20 protein-coding genes and 1 tRNA gene are annotated in these 15,588 nt (G+C 67.4%); 11 read left to right on the top strand and 10 right to left on the bottom strand.

All coding sequences use genetic code 11. The features are described 5' to 3' along the window. Nucleotides 1-11 precede the first annotated feature (11 nt). Nucleotides 12-440, top strand: coding sequence for a helix-turn-helix domain-containing protein (locus tag Q1V88_RS15535; RefSeq protein WP_300682203.1), 429 nt, complete (start codon nt 12-14; stop codon nt 438-440). Here the strand turns inward: Q1V88_RS15535 and Q1V88_RS15530 are convergent. From Q1V88_RS15530 to Q1V88_RS15515, 4 genes are all read right to left on the bottom strand, one after another. Then, the gene (locus Q1V88_RS15530) at nt 437-934 is read right to left on the bottom strand and encodes a hypothetical protein (protein WP_300682202.1); all 498 of its coding nucleotides are present in this window, start codon (nt 932-934) and stop codon (nt 437-439) included. The two genes, Q1V88_RS15535 and Q1V88_RS15530, sit on opposite strands and share 4 nt — an antisense overlap. A 53-nt stretch (nt 935-987) precedes the next feature. Then, nucleotides 988-1,320 (bottom strand): hypothetical protein, encoded by a 333-nt coding sequence (locus Q1V88_RS15525; protein ID WP_300682201.1) that lies wholly within the window; start codon nt 1,318-1,320, stop codon nt 988-990. After that, entirely contained in the window at nt 1,317-1,556 is a 240-nt protein-coding gene (locus Q1V88_RS15520; protein WP_300682200.1) for an addiction module protein, read from the bottom strand. The genes Q1V88_RS15525 and Q1V88_RS15520 overlap by 4 nt, the downstream gene beginning before the upstream one ends. Nucleotides 1,557-1,666: 110 nt before the next feature. Then, a complete protein-coding gene (locus tag Q1V88_RS15515) occupies nt 1,667-2,158 on the bottom strand; it encodes a YajQ family cyclic di-GMP-binding protein (protein WP_300682199.1) in 492 nt (163 codons plus the stop codon). An 80-nt stretch (nt 2,159-2,238) separates the two neighbouring features. On the opposite strand from Q1V88_RS15515, the gene Q1V88_RS15510 reads away from it, so the two are divergent. After that, nucleotides 2,239-2,856: a flavin reductase family protein gene (locus Q1V88_RS15510; protein WP_300682198.1), complete on the top strand. Its 618-nt coding sequence runs from the start codon at nt 2,239-2,241 to the stop codon at nt 2,854-2,856. Here the strand turns inward: Q1V88_RS15510 and Q1V88_RS15505 are convergent. Continuing rightward, nucleotides 2,831-4,117, bottom strand: coding sequence for an anthranilate synthase component I family protein (locus Q1V88_RS15505; protein ID WP_300682197.1), 1,287 nt, complete (start codon nt 4,115-4,117; stop codon nt 2,831-2,833). The genes Q1V88_RS15510 and Q1V88_RS15505 overlap by 26 nt on opposite strands. Further along, entirely contained in the window at nt 4,114-4,710 is a 597-nt protein-coding gene (locus Q1V88_RS15500) for an aminodeoxychorismate/anthranilate synthase component II (RefSeq protein WP_300682196.1), read from the bottom strand. Before Q1V88_RS15500 ends, Q1V88_RS15505 begins: the two co-directional genes overlap by 4 nt. Nucleotides 4,711-4,734: 24 nt before the next feature. Here Q1V88_RS15500 and Q1V88_RS15495 point away from each other — a divergent pair, with 24 nt between their 5' ends. The 4 genes from Q1V88_RS15495 to Q1V88_RS15480 all read left to right on the top strand — a co-directional run bounded on the left by Q1V88_RS15495 (nt 4,735) and on the right by Q1V88_RS15480 (nt 6,873). Further along, complete coding sequence (locus tag Q1V88_RS15495; protein WP_300682195.1) at nt 4,735-5,472, top strand: aminotransferase class IV; 738 nt, start codon at nt 4,735-4,737, stop codon at nt 5,470-5,472. Between the two features lie 106 nt (nt 5,473-5,578). Beyond that, a tRNA-Tyr gene (locus Q1V88_RS15490) sits at nt 5,579-5,659 on the top strand. Nucleotides 5,660-6,286: 627 nt separating this feature from the next. Then, entirely contained in the window at nt 6,287-6,517 is a 231-nt protein-coding gene (locus Q1V88_RS15485) for a DUF433 domain-containing protein (RefSeq protein WP_300682194.1), read from the top strand. Continuing rightward, nucleotides 6,514-6,873, top strand: coding sequence for a DUF5615 family PIN-like protein (locus Q1V88_RS15480; RefSeq protein ID WP_300682193.1), 360 nt, complete (start codon nt 6,514-6,516; stop codon nt 6,871-6,873). The genes Q1V88_RS15485 and Q1V88_RS15480 overlap by 4 nt, the downstream gene beginning before the upstream one ends. 338 nt (nt 6,874-7,211) lie before the next feature. On the opposite strand, the gene Q1V88_RS15475 is transcribed toward Q1V88_RS15480, so the two are convergent. Beyond that, entirely contained in the window at nt 7,212-7,409 is a 198-nt protein-coding gene (locus tag Q1V88_RS15475) for a helix-turn-helix domain-containing protein (protein WP_300682192.1), read from the bottom strand. Between the two features lie 393 nt (nt 7,410-7,802). Between Q1V88_RS15475 and Q1V88_RS15470 the strand changes: the two genes are divergently transcribed. The 3 genes from Q1V88_RS15470 to Q1V88_RS15460 all read left to right on the top strand — a co-directional run bounded on the left by Q1V88_RS15470 (nt 7,803) and on the right by Q1V88_RS15460 (nt 10,863). After that, complete coding sequence (locus Q1V88_RS15470) at nt 7,803-8,255, top strand: hypothetical protein (RefSeq protein ID WP_300682191.1); 453 nt, start codon at nt 7,803-7,805, stop codon at nt 8,253-8,255. A 181-nt stretch (nt 8,256-8,436) separates the two neighbouring features. Next, the gene (locus tag Q1V88_RS15465; protein WP_300682190.1) at nt 8,437-9,051 is read left to right on the top strand and encodes a hypothetical protein; all 615 of its coding nucleotides are present in this window, start codon (nt 8,437-8,439) and stop codon (nt 9,049-9,051) included. A 270-nt stretch (nt 9,052-9,321) separates the two neighbouring features. Further along, nucleotides 9,322-10,863, top strand: coding sequence for an RNA-directed DNA polymerase (locus Q1V88_RS15460; protein ID WP_300682189.1), 1,542 nt, complete (start codon nt 9,322-9,324; stop codon nt 10,861-10,863). 474 nt (nt 10,864-11,337) lie between these two features. Here Q1V88_RS15460 and Q1V88_RS15455 read toward each other — a convergent pair whose 3' ends face one another. Both Q1V88_RS15455 and Q1V88_RS15450 read right to left on the bottom strand, forming a co-directional pair. Then, on the bottom strand, nt 11,338-12,288 hold the full coding sequence (locus tag Q1V88_RS15455) for a Dyp-type peroxidase (RefSeq protein WP_300682188.1): 951 nt from the start codon (nt 12,286-12,288) through the stop codon (nt 11,338-11,340). A 116-nt stretch (nt 12,289-12,404) separates the two neighbouring features. Then, nucleotides 12,405-12,977, bottom strand: a complete 573-nt coding sequence (locus tag Q1V88_RS15450) for a hypothetical protein (RefSeq protein ID WP_300682187.1) — start codon at nt 12,975-12,977, stop codon at nt 12,405-12,407. Nucleotides 12,978-13,306: 329 nt separating this feature from the next. On the opposite strand from Q1V88_RS15450, the gene Q1V88_RS15445 reads away from it, so the two are divergent. Continuing rightward, nucleotides 13,307-13,705 (top strand): hypothetical protein, encoded by a 399-nt coding sequence (locus tag Q1V88_RS15445; protein WP_300682186.1) that lies wholly within the window; start codon nt 13,307-13,309, stop codon nt 13,703-13,705. A gap of 225 nt (nt 13,706-13,930) precedes the next feature. Next, nucleotides 13,931-14,491 (top strand): hypothetical protein, encoded by a 561-nt coding sequence (locus Q1V88_RS15440; protein ID WP_300682185.1) that lies wholly within the window; start codon nt 13,931-13,933, stop codon nt 14,489-14,491. A 137-nt stretch (nt 14,492-14,628) separates the two neighbouring features. Here Q1V88_RS15440 and Q1V88_RS15435 read toward each other — a convergent pair whose 3' ends face one another. After that, nucleotides 14,629-15,246: a TetR family transcriptional regulator gene (locus tag Q1V88_RS15435; protein ID WP_300682184.1), complete on the bottom strand. Its 618-nt coding sequence runs from the start codon at nt 15,244-15,246 to the stop codon at nt 14,629-14,631. Between the last annotated feature and the right edge of the window lie 342 nt (nt 15,247-15,588).

The raw sequence follows: 15,588 nt of genomic DNA, 5'->3' as shown, positions 1-15,588 counted from the left end.
ACCGTCGAGGGGTGGCCTCGCCCCTCTCCCCCGCCTCCCCCGAGGACTGCCCGCAGCCCGCGGTCAACGTCGCGGAGCTGCTCGACGGCGCCGGCACCGTCCACGCCGCCGTCGAGACCGTGGGTCATCCCTGGGCGATGCTGGTGCTGACCTCGCTGGCCGCCGGGCCGTCGCGGTACGGCCAGCTCAAGACCGACGTCACCGGCATCAACGACCGGATGCTCTCCCTGACCTTGCAGCGCTTCACCCGCGACGGGCTGGTCCATCGCCAGGTGGTCGCGGCCAAGCGGTCGTGCGTGGAGTACCGGCTCACCCCGCTCGGCCACCAGGTCGCACTCGCGCTGGGCGACTTCCTCCGGACGGTGCTGGACCTGGCGCCGGAGGTGGCGCGGGCGCGGGCGCAGGCTCAGGCTGGGTCCGGGGCTGGGGCCGAGGGCTAGAACCGGCGCGACCCCTGCGCGTCGCCGCCGTCACACGTGACCTCGTTCTGGCCCACCATCACGCTCGCGGCCCACGTCTTCACCCCGCCGTGGTCCTTCAACGAGCTCAGCCGGGCATGCGGGTAGGACGCCGTGATCGAGGTCGCCGAGACGGTCGCCGGAGTGGCGACGTCCTTGATCTCGTCCTGGCCCGGATCGAAGACGTAGGTGCCGTCTTCCTTGCCGCCGCTCAAACGCACCCCGAGCTGGACCTCGTCACCGAGCTTGTTGTCCACCGAGACCAGGTAGAGCACCTCCCCCGTCTCCGGCAACGCCTTCCCGGCGTAGGAGACGCTCAGCCCCGACGGGCTCTGCGCCAACGTCACGTCCGCATCGACCTCTCCGCCGATGTGGCAGGTCGCCGACGTCGTCGCCACCGCAGCACTGCCTCCACCGCAGCCGGTGCAAGCCAGGGCGGCGGTCACCGACACGACAGCGAGGGCGAGGGTCTTCACCTCGACGAACCTAGCCAGAGGGTCAAAGAGGCGGCTCACGGCGCGCCGGCCGATCAACGCTCGCGGGAGTCAGGGCTGAGCCGCGCCTGCCAGTAGCCCGGCCGCCGCCGCTGGTGGGCCAGCGCGACGACGTAGAGAACGTCGCCCTCGACGAGGTAGACGATGGCATAGCCGAACCCCGGAACACCGGCCGACCGCACGATGACCTCCCCCGCATCGATCCCGTAGACCGGGGCCGACTCGGGCCACAGCAAGCACCGGTCCACGACGTCGTTGAACGCCGACCTGAAGACCTGGCCCCGTCCCTGGGCCCCCTTGTCGAACCAGGCGATGGCATCGCGGACCTCCGCCGCGGCCTCCGCCTGGACCGCAAGCGTGAGCGTCACACGGCCCGCCGAGTGCCCTGCTGGTCCAGGAATCGATCGAGGTCGTCGCGGCTGAGCAAGGTGGCCCGGCCCTCCCGCAGCGCTTCGATGCGGCCGCCGATCTCGGTCCTCCAGGCAGCAGCGACCTCCTCCAGGTCGACACTCTCATCGACGCTGCGCATCAACGCGAGCGCGACGTCCTGGCGCTCGGCCGGCGACAGCTCCATCGCCGCGCGGATCACCTCAGCTGCTGTCATGGATCGAGGGTAACCCGCTCCCCACCCCACCGTCAGGGCCAGCACCCGAGCCTGTGGAAAACGAAGCGACCCCGCACCGTGGGACGGTGCGGGGTCGGCCTACTGACGGATCAGCGGTAGTTCTGGAACTGCACCGCGAAGTCGTAGTCCTGCGCCTTGACCAGCGTCTGGACGGCCTGGAGGTCGTCGCGGCTCTTGGAGGAGACCCGCAGCTCGTCGCCCTGGATCTGAGCCTTGACGCCCTTGGGGCCCTCGTCGCGGATCAGCTTGGAGATCTTCTTCGCGTTCTCCGTCGTGATCCCCTCCTTGAGCGAGATGTCGATCTTGGACTGCTGGCCGGACTGGCGCGGCTCGGAGGCGTCGAGGATCTTCAGGGACTGGTTGCGCTTGATCAGCTTGTCCTGGAAGACGCTCAGCACGGCGCTCGCGCGGTCGTCGGCCGACGCGGTGATCTCGATCTGGGTCTCGCCCTTCCACTCGATCGAGGCGCCGGTGCCCTTGAAGTCGAACCGGGTGGTGACCTCACGCGCCGCCTGGCTGAGCGCGTTGTCGACCTCCTGGCGGTCGAGCTTGCTCACGATGTCGAAGGAGGATTCAGCCATGACCCCCATTGTTCCGTACGCCGCCACGCGCGGCCAGCACCGACCGGCCGGTGGGGGGCACGCGAGCCTAGGCTGAGGGCATGGCACGGCACTTCTACGAACCGGCCCGCGGGCACGGCCTGGCCCATGATCCGTTCAACGCGATCGTCGGCCCGCGACCGATCGGATGGATCTCGACCGTCTCGGGTTCGGGGGTGCGCAACCTGGCGCCGTACAGCTTCTTCAACGCCTTCAACTACACGCCGCCGATCGTCGGGTTCGCCAGCCTCGGACACAAGGACTCGGTGACGAACATCGAGGCGACCGAGGAGTTCTGCTGGAACCTGGTCAGCCGGCCGCTGGCCGAGCAGATGAACACCACCTCGGCGATGGTCGACAGCGCGGTCGACGAGTTCGACCTCGCCGCCCTGACCGCGGGCGCCTCCACGGTGGTCGGGGCGCCGCACGTGGCCGAGGCCGGGGTGGTCTTCGAGTGCCGCCGTTCGCAGATCCTGCAGCTGACCAGCGCCGACGGCGTCGCGACCGACACCTGGCTGGTGCTCGGCGAGGTGGTCGGGGTCCACATCGACTCCGCGTTGCTGGTCGACGGGTCGTACAGCACCGTCGCCGGCGAGCCGGTGCTGCGCGGTGGCGGGCCGGCGGACTACTACACGATCGGGGCCGAGCAGCTGTTCAGGATGCACCGCCCTCAGGTCTGAGCGCTGCGCAGGCGGCGACCGCGCGGAGCACGGCGTCGGCCTTGAGCTCGGTCTCGGCCCACTCCTCGGCCGGGTCGGAGGCCCACACGATCGCGCCACCGGTGCCGACGGTGACCTCGCCCGTCGCGCCGTCGACGACGGCGGTGCGGATCACGACCCGCAGGTCGGCGCCCCCATCGGCACCCAGCACCCCGATCGCGCCGGAGTAGACGCCGCGGGCGACCGGTTCGAGGGCGTCGATGATCTGCATGGTGCGCTCCTTCGGCGCACCGGTCATCGACCCCGGCGGGAAGGCGGCACGGATCGCGTCGACCCGGGTCAGCCCCGGGCTGAGTCGACCGACGACGGTGGAGACGAGCTGGTGCACCGTCGGGTAGGACTCGACGGCGAGGAAGCGCGGCACCCGTACCGAGCCCGGCTCGCAGACCTGGTGCAGGTCGTTGCGGACCAGGTCGACGATCATCAGGTTCTCGGCCCGGGTCTTGGGGTCGGTGGTGAGCCGCTGCGCTGCGGCGGCGTCGGCGTCGGGGTCGTCGTGGTGGCGCGCCGCTGTGCCCTTGATCGGACTGGAGGTGACGGTCCGGTCGGGGGTGACGGTGAGGAACTCCTCGGGCGTCGCCGAGCAGATCGCCAGGTCGCCGTGGCGCAGGTAGACCGACCGCCCGGTCGGCATCGTGGCGCGCATGGTGGTGAACAGGGCGAGCGGGTCCCGGGGCGCTGCGGTGCTCACGGTCCGGGTCAGACAGACCTCGTAGGTCTCGCCCCGCGCCAGGTGCCCGACGATCGTCGCGATGTCGGCGAGGTAGCCGGTCCGGTCGCGTGAGGAGACGTCGGTCTTCGGGGTGGAGGGCAGGGGGGCCTGGGAAGTCCGGGAGGTCTGGGCGGGCTGGGCGATCGGGACAGGCTGGGCGATCGGGACGGCCTGGGCGCTCGCGGCGGCCGCGGGCACCTCGATCAGCCGGTCAGCCCGCATCCAGAGCGCATCGGGGGTCCGGCTCGGCCGAGGATGCGGCACGCCGCCGCGGGTGATCGCCTTGACGCCGTACCCGAGATAGCCGACCCAGGTCTCCCCCGGATCCAGCCCGGCCAGCCACGTCCACAGGTCCTCGGCGACGAGGACGCCGTCGATCCGGACCCCGTCGCCGACGTCGTACGTCGCCACGCGGTCGGCCGAGCCGAGCAGGGCGCTGCCATCGGGCCGGTCGACCCAGAACGCGTCGGCGGCATCGCCCAGCTCGCGAGCGAAGAGGTCCTCGATCATGCCGTCCTCGTTACCGAACGCAGGAAGGACTCGACCAGCCGGTCGCCGTACTGGCTGGCGACGGACTCGGGGTGGAACTGGACGCCGTGCCAGGGGCGTCCGTCGACCGCGAGGCCCATCACGACGCCGTCCTCGGCGCGGGCGGTGATCCGCAGGGCCGGGGGCAGGTCGACGGCCGAGACCGTCAGGGAGTGGTAGCGCGTCGCGGTGAACGGCGTCGGCAGTCCCGCGAACAGCCCGGTGCCGTCGTGGCTGACCGTCGAGAGGTGGCCGTGGTGCGGCGCGATCTGCTCGATCGTGGCGCCGAGGTGGTGGGCGAGCAGCTGGTGGCCGAGGCAGACGCCGAGGATCGGGGTGCTCGGCAGCCGGTCGAGCAGGTCGGGCAGCCGGCCGACGTCGGCGGCACGCAGCGGCGTGCCCGGTCCCGGGGAGATCACCAGGGCGTCGAGGTCGTCGGCGCCGAGGGCGTCCAGGGTCGGGTCGTCGTTGCGCACGACCTCGACCGCTGCGCCGGCTACCTGGAGCAGTGCGGTGAGGTTGAACGTGTAGGAGTCGTGGTTGTCCACCACGACGACACGGAGACTGCGGGGCACGCGGGGACCTACTATGCGAGGGCGATGAGCGAGACGACTGCGGACGCTGCCCCGAAGTATGGCTGCTTCACCACGGTGCGCGTCGAGGCCCTGCCCTGTGGTGACGGGATCGGGGTGCGGGGCTGGGGGCTGCACGTCGAGCGGCTGCAGCGCGACACCCGGGCCTTGTACGGGTCGTCGGTGGCGGTCTCGGCGATGGCGACCGCCCTGCATCGCGGGGTGGCCGAGTCCGGCCTGGCGCTGCCGCACCTGGTGCGGCTGGCCGTCGAGTCGGCCTCCCTACAGGCCGAGGTGACCTCCCGCGGACTCACCCCGTCGGCGCACCCGCTCCGGGTAGCCGCCCTGCGCCACGACCGGATGCGCCCGACGATGAAGCACACCGCGACCGCCCCGGAGTTCGCGCTCCGGGACACCGCGATCGCGGCGGGGTACGACGATGCCGTGATGCTCACCGCCGATGGCACGCTCACCGAGGGCACCACCTGGTCCCTCGTGCTGGGCCGCCCCGACGGCACCTGGGTGACCCCCGCCGGTCCGGTGCTGCCCAGCGTCACCGTCGCCCTGGTCGGGGCCCGGGTACCGATCGAGCATCGCATCGTCACGGCCTCCGACCTGGAGGGGTTCACCGCGGCGGCCGCGCTGGGGTCCGGGCGGGGCGTGCACCCGATCGCGTCGATCGGCTCGGTGGCGTTCGCTGGTCGTGTCGACGTACTGCGGGAGGCGTATGCGGCGGTCCCTCCCGAGCCCGTCGCGCTGCCCTGAGCCGGGCCGTTCCACCCCCTCGCGCACCGGGACGACCGCCGTTTTTCACTCCGCCACTCCCCTGCGCTATCGTTCCCGAGTCGTCCGGTTCACCGGAGACATCCCAGGCGGGTTGCCCGAGCGGCCAATGGGAGCGGACTGTAAATCCGTCGCGAAAGCTTCGAAGGTTCGAATCCTTCACCCGCCACACGGGAAACCGAAGGCCCTCGACTCTGTCGGGGGCCTTCGTCGTTCCCACTTCCGGGTTCACCACCACCCAGATCCGGGTTCACCACCACCCACTTCCGGGTTCACCACCACCCACTTCCGGGTTCACCACCACCCACTTCCGGGTTCACCACCACCGACTTCCGGGTTCACCACCACCCACTTCCGGGTTCACCACCACCGACTTCCGGGTTCACCCCCGACTCGGATCACTGACGTCGGTACTGAGCCCGTCGAGGAAGTCGACCGTCGGGGCGAAGAAGAGGCAGCCCGCCTGGGCGGTGGTGCCCGGCGGACCACGAACATCCGCCGCAGCATCTCCTCGTCACCGCACGCGGTACGTCGTCCGCCTCGCTCCCACGCGGACCTCGACGTCCTAGATCCGGACGTCGTACGACAGGTCCGGCGCGGTCATGCTCGTGGCAGGCGTCCGTGATCGTCAGGTGATCGGACATGGCACCCTCCTCGGTCGTGACGAAGCCTCCGTGGCACGTCGCTCTCTCAAACGGGAGGTGTACCGCGGAAGCCAGCCGCGTCCGGCCCACCACTCCGTGCCGGAGGGCCTCCGGCACCGGCAGGGGAACGAAATCCGGCCTACGATGTTCACGTGACCCGCTTGGACCGCATCACTTCGAACCCGGACATCTGCCACGGCCAGCCCGTGGTCCGTGGCCTGCGCTACCCGGTCTCGATGCTGCTCGACCTGCTCTCCTCCGGGATGACGTTCGAGGAGATTCTCGACGACTACGAGGATCTGGAGCGTGACGACCTCCTGGCTGCCCTGGAGTTCGGTGCCATGACAACTCGCGGTCACATCGAGCCTCTCGGCGCCGCGTGAAGTTCCTGGTCGATGCCCAGCTACCGCGCCGACTCGCTCGGGCGCTGAACGAGTTGGGTCACGACGCGATTCACACCCTCGATCTGCCGAAACGCAATGCGACGCCCGACAGCGACATCGCGGCATTGGCTGACCGCGAGAGCCGGATAGTGGTGACCAAGGACGTCGACTTTCTCAACAGCCATCTGGTCAGCGGCACTCCGAGACGACTCTTCCGCGTTCTGACCGGCAACATCAACAACTCGGAGTTGCTGGCGCTGATTGAGGCGAACATCGTCGCGATCGAGGAACGCTTCGTCGACTCCGACCTCATCGAGCTCTCGGCCGGCAGCCTCATCAGCCATCCAAGGCCTTGACGTAGAAGATCCGCCTCAGCCCGTTCTCGCAGGCTCGGTGCGTCTCGACGTAGCCGATCCTCCCGTACAGCCGCTGGTTCTCGACCATCGCTTCATTCGTGTAGAGCCGGAGCCGATCGTGGCCTGCTGCTACCGCCCGACCGGCGATCGAACGATTCTCCCCGGCTGGCCGACCGGAGGAGGCCCGCGCGGAAGGAGTCCGCGAGCTTGCGCGTCGTGAAACTGCTCGGCGAAGCGGGCCGACCCGACGAACCAGCGCACGCGGTACGTCGTCCGCCTCGCTCCCGCGCGGACCTCGACGTCCCAGATCCGGACGTCGTACGACAGGTCCGGCGCGGTCATGCGTGACCCTCGGAGTCCGCAGGCTCCTCGTGCTCCTCAAGCCAGCGGTCCAGATCGGCGCGGCGGATCCGAAGACCGCCGTTGGGCAGCTTGATGCAGCGTGGCGCTTTCTTCGCGGCCCGCCAGTCATAGAACGTCGACCGTGCGACGCCCAACTCATCGCAAGCGTCCGTGATCGTCAGGTGATGGGACATGGCACCCTCCTCGCGGTCGCGACGAAGCCTCGATGCCACGCGGCTCTCTCAATCAGGAGGTGCACGGCGAGAGCCAGCCACGTCCGGTGCGCCGCTCGGTGCCGGAGGCCCTCCGGCACCGGTGCCGGTGGCCCACCGGCAACGCCAGGGGAACCGAATCGGGCCCGCAGTCTCTGACTGCGCGGGGACCAACCCTCTCCATAGACGGGAGACATCTCCCATCTATACACGGCCAGCCTCCACAGACCTCTCCATCCTCCGTCGGCCAACCGCCCAGCCGCTATCACTGCCCCCTCCCCGACTGACCCCAACGTCGACTCCCAAAAACGTCACACGCTTGACAGATCGTGGGATACGCCTTCTTGGGCGGCGTCCCTGACGCACCTGATCGGTATGAGCAACGCACGCGTCACCTGCAAGACCTGCGGCCAGCCGCTACCCCCGAAGTCAGGCAAGGGGAGGATCCGCGTCTACTGCAGCGACGCTTGCCGCAACATTGCCTACCTCGAACGTCGAGGCGAGTCGCGGCAGCCCGAGTCGACTGCCACGCCAGCAACGCTCGCCGAGAATTACGCCTACGAGGTGGACCACGTTGAGCGAATCCGCCCGAATGAGCGAGCCGAGATCGACCGCTGGGTCGAGATGGGCCAGAAGTTCGACGTCATCATCGACTCGCCCGTGATGCTGGCCCGTTTCATGGACGAGCTGCTGTGCCGCATCGCGACGCACGCCCTGCTCGAGGACTACCGCAACCAGCGTGCGATCAACCAGCTCGTCGTCATCTACTTCATGGTCGGTCGTATCACCGAGGGCGACTTCACGCTCCCGGCGGTGTCAGATGGATGACGGCGGGCGGCCCTGAGCGGCACTGGCCGCGCCCTGCCGCACGCGAACCTGTCACTCAGGCCGAGCATCACGGCCGACCGAGAGAAGGTGCCCCACGTCAAACGCGGTGGTATGACGCGAGCCTGCTCGACCCCGGCGGAGCCTGCTCGTCAGTCGGGCGCCAACGCTTACCATGCGTCCCATGGAGACTTGGATTGCAGTGATCGCGTCATTTGCAGCGGTTGCAGCCGCGGTCGCCACAGGTGTGTCAGGTCGATTCGTTCAACAGCAGGTCCGCGAGATGCGGCGACAGACAGACCTCCAGCAAGCCATCGCCGAAGGCTCGTCGTCGCCCTACGTCTGGGCCGATGTTCGACTGCAATCCCGCAACGGATGGAACCTGGAATTCGTCGTTGGCAATTCGGGCCCAACCGTCGCCGTAAACGTGCGCATCACGATTGACCCACCATTCCCGGTTGACCGCGGAGGGGCCCACCTCGATGTGATGCATCGACGTCTAAGTGAGGGCCTGTCTTCATTGGCCCCGGGACGCGCGCTTCATTGGACTCTCGGCACGTCACCTGATCTCGTCAACCGACCCGGATCGCTGGCCCACCGGGTTCACATCGCGTGCGACGGCCCCTACGGACCCGTGCCGATCAGTGAGTACAGTGTCGACCTGGCAGACTTCCGAGAATCGGTAGCGCGTCACGACGGCACCCTCGTTGACGTGGCGCGGGAGATCGCCGCACTCGGGAAGAAGCTGCCAGACCAGCGAAAGCCCTTCCTCATCGAGAACCGAGGCGAAGACGACTGAACACGGCGATGTCACGCAGGTGGGAAGCGACCCGACGCGGGATGCGGTGAAATCTACATTGTGGTAGCCGGGAGGTAGGAGCGCTGAAAGCCCATGAGTTGGCGAGCCACGGCCCGGGCTCTGCCCGGGAATGCTCCGGCCTGGTTGACACTCGGGGCTTGCGGTATTCAGCCCGCCTCCGCGGCCGAAGAACCTATTGGTATCTTGCCGCGAAGGGACCGGGCTTGACGGTGCTCGCTCGAATGACCGCGTAGGACCGGAGGGCCACGAATGCCTAAGACTGACTTTGCTGACTTCTTCGCATCCCTTGCAATGGGCGACTTGGATGCGGACGCTGTTCGGAAGGCACTGCTTCAGCGGCAGTATTTCCCTAGCGTCAAGGCAGTCGGAGAAGAACTCCCGGCGATCCTCTCCTCCGAGTCGTTCTCCGTGGATTGTGCAAAGGACCTGGCGACGCTCCCTGGTAGGGCCCACCACGCTGCTGCGTGGACGGAACTCCGAGCACGCCGCTTCGATGGACTCGTGAGAAGGCTTGGAATTCCGCATCCTGTGCCATATTCCCGCCTTGCGCTCCATGTAGGTGACAACTGGTCACACCTCGCTCAACTCCTCGGGAGCCCACGCTCGCAGATCAAGCCAAGGTTTCACAAGAATGGCCGCATAGTCCAGATGGACTACGAGACCTCCGAAGTATCCCTAAGTCGAGACACCCGCCTTGCTCAAGGCCAGGAGTTCCTAGTAAAGGCGGATGTGAGCAATTGCTTTCCCAGTGTTTACAGTCACGCAATCGACTGGGCTACCAGAGGGAAGAAGAACGCCAAGGCCGATCGGTCGCAGACGACTTGGCAGGCGAAACTCGATCTCCTTGTTCGGAACTGTCACGACGGCGAGACGAAAGGCGTAATGATCGGTCCAGCCGTATCGAACCTTCTCGCGGAGTTGGTCCTACAGAGGGTCGATGACTCTCTGGTGGCCAAGGGGCACGATTTCCTGCGGTACGTGGATGACTACACGTCGTACTGCTCGGATCGCTCCGAAGCCGAGAGGTTTGTGGTTGATCTGCAGCACGCACTCTCGGAGTACCGGCTCGACCTGAACACTAGGAAGACCCGTATTGCCGACCTCCGGCAAGGTGTCGGAGATTCGTGGATTGAGGACGTCCGCGTTCACGTTCCCGCAAAGGTCACACCATTGGCCGGGGCGAGGTTCCTGCGTCATGCCGAGCTGTTGGCTCACCGGTACCCCCAGTACTCAGTCCTCAAGTTTGCTGTGAAAACTCTCCGTGGTCGCCGCGAATCGGGTCAGGTATCATCAGTGTTGATCGTCGACGAACTGACGCGTCTGTGCACGTTCCATCCCCACCTAGCCCCGTTCTTGGCTGGCGAACTCGACACGATCAAGGATGTGATCGGAGAGGCGGACAAGGCGCGAATCGCCCGAGTGGTGGAGAGGCAGATGCGTGACGCCGCCGATCGGGCCGAAACAGACGTCGTGCTGTGGAACCTCCACATCTTGCGTCGCGTTCTCGGGCGCCGAGTTAACAAGTCGGTGTGGGAGCCACTCCTACGGATGGACGACGATCTGGTCGCCCTGGCGTTGATGATCTTCGTTCCTCGTTCGCGGGCAGCCACGAAGGCGCGAGTTCTGGGGTGGGACTACCTCTGCGAAACCGACTACCAGCAGCACTGGCTCGTCCGATACGAAATGCGGAGGGTCGGCCTACTGGTTGAAGCTGACCTCACTCAGTCGGAGAAAGAATGGATGCAGGTGCTGGGCAGGCACAACGTCGCCTTTTCGGAGCTAAAGGTGTAACTGCGCCGAGCCGCCTTGAACCCGTCAATCTGGGCGGAATGCCGCAGGTCCAGCGCGTGGGACGTGTTCTCTGCAGCCGAACCCAGCCCCTGAAACTCGCTCACCCTGGGACAGCGGTCGACGACCTCGCCGCGCTCGTAATGACGACGTCGAGCACCACCGCGCCCTATACGCGCCCGAGTTTCGGTCCTCTCCATTCCCGGTCACCTCTGGGAGACACGGAGCAACTCACGTCAGGGACGCATCGTCGCAGGTCAGGCCAGTAATCCATCGGCGAACTACCTCCGCGCTCGCACCACCAAAAGCCAGACGGCACGCCGGACTGTAAATCCGTCGCGAAAGCTTCGAAGGTTCGAATCCTTCACCCGCCACACGGGAAACCGAAGGCCCTCGACTCTGTCGGGGGCCTTCGTCGTTCCCACTTCCGGGTTCACCACCACCGACTTCCGGGTTCACCACCACCCACTTCCGGGTTCACCCCCGACTCGGATCACTGACGTCGGCACTGAGCCCGTCGAGGAAGTCGACCCTCGGGGCGAAGAAGAGACAGCCGGTCTGGGCGGTGGAGAAGTCCAGGATCCGATCGGTGGTGCCCGGCGGATCACCCACGAACATCCGCCGCAGCATCTCCTCGGTCACCGCAGGGGTACGGGCGTAGCCGCTGAAGTAGGTGCCGAACTCCCTCGCCCCGATCCGGCCGAACGGCATGTTGGCCCGCAGGATCTGCCGTTGTACGCCGTCCTCCTCGATCACGTTGAGCTTGATGTGGGCGTTGGGCGCCTTGTCTTCGTCGGGGAACTCCCAGTCGTCGAGCTTGGTCCTCCCGATCGCCTGCTCCTGGGCTTCCACACTGAGGGCGTTCCACCCGGCGAGGTCGTGGAAGTACTTCTGCACGATCACGTAGCTGCCGCCGCGATGGACCGAGTCCTCGTCCCCCACGAGCACCGCGCCGGCTGCCGCAGCGCCCTCGGGATTCTCGGTTCCGTCGACGAAGCCGAGCACGTCCCGTTCGTCGAAGGACCGAAAGCCATGCACCTCGTCGACCACGTCGGCGACGCCCTCGAGCCGCTGTGCAAGCTGCTTGCCGAGCTCGAAGCAGAGGTCCAACCGGTCGGCCCGGAGGTGGAACAGCAGGTCCCCCGGGGTCGCCGGGGCGCGGTGCTTCCCTCCGTCCAAGGCAACGAAGGGGTGCAGCTCGGCCGGTGCGGACGTCGTGATCATCCGCATCCACAGGTCCGATCCGATCCCGGCGATGCAGCTCAGCCGCGCCTCCGGGGCCCGGAAGCCGACCGAACGCCGGATACCGCTCACATCACCGAGGACATCGCGCACCGTCGCCTCAGCCCCCTGCCTCACGGTGAAGGTGAGGAAGATGGCGGCGCTGGTGAGAGGGGCAAGAACTTCCTGAGATTCAGTCGGTGCCACGTCTGCGATCGTAAATCGGATCACGCTGACTGCAACGCCTCGCGGCCCGCTTCTCCGCAGGCTCCGCATGACAGATCCACATGGCACCTCGGCCCCATCCAAGGCATACGCCGTGACTAGGAGTACGGCCAGTGAACGTCCACCGGTTCAAGGACCTCCTCGCCTTCGATGAGACGGATCGCACGAACCTCAACGCTGAAGGGAATCGTCCCCTGAACCCCCGACGCGCGCAGGACGATCCCACTATCGGACGCGATTTCTACTTCAGCGCGGACGCCGTCCTGTCGACCCATGACGTGGATGACGCGGTCGGGGTCAACCGCCACGATCTCAGTTGCATTGATCTCGTCCATGAGATCCTGCAAGGACCGTACGGCGAGAGCGTCCATGTAACGGTTGCCGGGCGGATAGACGCCCTCAGACTCAACGACGATCTGACCATCGCGGGGGAACGCCTGCTGACCGTCTCCGGCATACCAACGGATCTCGCCAGTCATGAGGCGAACTACTTCTCGCTCGTTGTCCCAGATGACAAGAACGGGATCGTCGAGACCAAGCCAGCCGTGAAACGTAGCCTCGACCAAGCGGGCGCAGCCGTGAGGGACAGGTCGCGGCTCGCGCTCACCGAATGGGATCAGTTCCCTGCGGTGCGCACCTTCATCGCCCCACCTGGAGGCCCACTCGCCCATGCCCGCATCATGCCGGATCCAGGCCCTGTCGGCGTTAGACGAAGGTCCCCTACACGCCCCGATCACGACCGCTACGGGAGCCGTCACCGCGCTGTGCTGGGAGGACGGCCAACGGTCGCGCCGCGACGCCTAGCCCCTCCGCCGGTCCCGATCTCCTCGACTCCGGCCGGTCCAATGACAGGATCATCGGCGTGAGCGAGCGTCGCCATCGGCTGTTCCGACTCCGGCTGCGCACTGAGGCCGTCGCCGTCGAATCCTTCTCCTCGGTGTTCCTGGCATGCTTGCTCATCTTCGATGTCGGGGCAGTTCGGTCACTCGGATGGGCTGCCGTGGCAGCAGTGGTGGGGATGGCCTCCGTCCAGGCACTCCGGCTGCTCGCTCCGGCCCCCGACACGGAGGTGAACCTCCTCGGGATCGACGTCGGAGAGCACGACGATCCGTGGGCTACCAGCGACAAGGACAGCGACGCCGACGACGAAGCCACGCTGTTCGGCAAGGTCCTGGCGGCAGCGGCGATCCCCTTTGTCGCGATCTTCGTCGCCATCCGAGTCGCGATCCTGTACGTCGTGCCGACACTCGTCGTGCTGATCGCGGCCTCGACCACCACACACGCCCTCACTGTCTGGACGACCGCGGCCGCCTGGCTACTCAGCGTCCTGGTCTCGTTGGCCAACGAGTACGCCATCCTCAAGCCAGTCGCCCGTCACTACGACGTGCCGTGGGACTGAACGTCACGGCGACCGCAGGAACCCTCCACACAGCCGGCATCGGGGCCGCCCACAGCAGCCTCACACCACCGTCACAACGGCGCCGCGAGCACTGCTGAACACGGACCCCAGACCACCTGAAGAAGCCCTATGCATCGACTGCCGATGCTTACCCGGAACCGGGCGGTGCCGACGTACCCGCTGCATGGCCCACACCACCCGACGCCGTGCAGAAAGCAGGTTTCGATGTCGATCAGCTCGATCACCAGCGGCTCGTCGTGGCAGTACGCGACCGCCTCCACCACCGATGCCAAGCCCGCAGGCCTCCTCGAGACCGCCGCCAAGGCACTCGGCATGACGACCGATGCGGTCTCCAGTGCCCTGGCCAGCGGCTCGAGCCTGGCCAGCCTCGCCGTCACCTCCGGGGTCAGCGAGGACGACCTGGTCTCGGCGCTGATGGCCGACGCGCCCGACGACCTCAAGCAGAGCAGCAACCTCCAGGAGATGACGACCAAGCTCGTCGAGACCGAGGGGCTCCAGGCACCGCAGGGCGGGCCGCAGGGTCCGCCTCCGGGCGGCCAGCCGCCGAGCGGACTCAAGGGCGGCGAGATGACCGAGTCGCAGTCACGCACGCTCGACCAACTCTCGACCCTGCTCGACACCGACGCCGACACCCTCACCGACGCTCTCACCAGCGGTACGTCGCTCTCGGACCTCGCCCAGAAGAAGGGAGTCTCCTACGACCAGCTCGCCTCGGTCCTCCAGTCGGAGTTCCAGAGCGGCTACCTGATCGACACCTCCCTCTGACCGAGTTCCGGGTTCGCCACGGCTGAGATCCGTGTTCGTCACGAAGTCAGCGTGGCGAACCCGGAACTCGCGCGTGGCGAACCCGGAACTCGGCGGTGGCGAACCCGGAAGTCGGCGGTGGTGAACCCGGAAGTCGGCTAGGTGAGGAACTCCCGCAGATCGTCCATCGCCTCGCCCAGGAAGGCGAGGAGGAGCTGCCGGTCCCCCTCCGGATCGCGTACGCCGTCACCGGACGGCTCGGCCAGCCAACGCTCGTACGCATCGACGGCCAGCGCCAGACTGACGTGGCCGACCAGGCGGGGCAGGGCGGCATCGACGGGGAGGCCGCGCTGCTCGGCGACGTACTCGGCGATCACGGAGCGCCACTGCCCGTACCGCAGCACAGCGTGGGCCTGCAGCGCCGGAGTGCCGAGGATCAGCGCCATCCGGTCGCGGTGCGACGGGGAGGCGTCGGGCGGGAAGTCGTTGAACGCGATCACGCCGCGGTGCACCCGGTCCCACAGCGGCAGCTCGGTCGGCATCGCCCAGAGCAGCTCGCGGAACTGGTCCAGGGTCCTGTCGAACTGGCCCCACGGGATGTCGTTCTTCGACACGTAGTAGCGCGTGACGGTCCGCGCGGAGACCCCGATCTCCTGCGCGATCGCCGAGAGCGTCGTGGCCTCGAAGCCGCGCACCGCGAACAGATCGAACGCAGCACGCTCGATCTCGGCGTGCGAGGTCGCCGCCGGGCGGCCACGGAGCGAGGCAGACGTCACGGTCGGACAACTTAGCCTGATCGACCGATTCGCCGCTGCTGCGCAACCTCCGCGCACCCGCGCTGGCACCTGCGCTGGCACCCGCACTGCCACCCGCGCTGGCAACCTCCACACACCCGCACCGGCACCCGCACTGCCACCTGCACCGGCACCCGCTCACCACCCGCACCCCGGACATTCCAGGCTTTCCCTCCCCCACCCCTTCCATTTTGACCATCGCTGACAATATTGTGGCGGTGCCCACATCCGCGGGATACGGCTGCACCGGCACCGAGAGGTTCACCGACGGACACCCATCCTCGGCACGACCCCGCCGCCACCCGCGCGTCCGCCCCCCTCCCC

It is taken from the genome of Nocardioides sp. (assembly GCF_030150155.1).
Classification (GTDB): domain Bacteria; phylum Actinomycetota; class Actinomycetes; order Propionibacteriales; family Nocardioidaceae; genus Nocardioides.
Note: the sequence above shows the minus strand (reverse complement) of the source record. Positions and strands in the feature narration are given on the sequence as shown.

Bases quoted from the DNA above. Each gene is read 5' to 3' on its own strand.
- Q1V88_RS15505 (WP_300682197.1), bottom strand. From the start codon at position 4,117: ATGATCGAGGACCTCTTCGCTCGCGAGCTGGGCGATGCCGCCGACGCG.
- Q1V88_RS15515 (WP_300682199.1), bottom strand. From the start codon at position 2,158: ATGGCTGAATCCTCCTTCGACATCGTGAGCAAGCTCGACCGCCAGGAG.
- Q1V88_RS15510 (WP_300682198.1), top strand. From the start codon at position 2,239: ATGGCACGGCACTTCTACGAACCGGCCCGCGGGCACGGCCTGGCCCAT.
- Q1V88_RS15495 (WP_300682195.1), top strand. From the start codon at position 4,735: ATGAGCGAGACGACTGCGGACGCTGCCCCGAAGTATGGCTGCTTCACC.
- Q1V88_RS15440 (WP_300682185.1), top strand. From the start codon at position 13,931: ATGTCGATCAGCTCGATCACCAGCGGCTCGTCGTGGCAGTACGCGACC.
- Q1V88_RS15465 (WP_300682190.1), top strand. From the start codon at position 8,437: ATGGAGACTTGGATTGCAGTGATCGCGTCATTTGCAGCGGTTGCAGCC.
- Q1V88_RS15470 (WP_300682191.1), top strand. From the start codon at position 7,803: ATGAGCAACGCACGCGTCACCTGCAAGACCTGCGGCCAGCCGCTACCC.
- Q1V88_RS15475 (WP_300682192.1), bottom strand. From the start codon at position 7,409: ATGTCCCATCACCTGACGATCACGGACGCTTGCGATGAGTTGGGCGTC.
- Q1V88_RS15460 (WP_300682189.1), top strand. From the start codon at position 9,322: ATGCCTAAGACTGACTTTGCTGACTTCTTCGCATCCCTTGCAATGGGC.
- Q1V88_RS15450 (WP_300682187.1), bottom strand. From the start codon at position 12,977: ATGGGCGAGTGGGCCTCCAGGTGGGGCGATGAAGGTGCGCACCGCAGG.
- Q1V88_RS15520 (WP_300682200.1), bottom strand. From the start codon at position 1,556: ATGACAGCAGCTGAGGTGATCCGCGCGGCGATGGAGCTGTCGCCGGCC.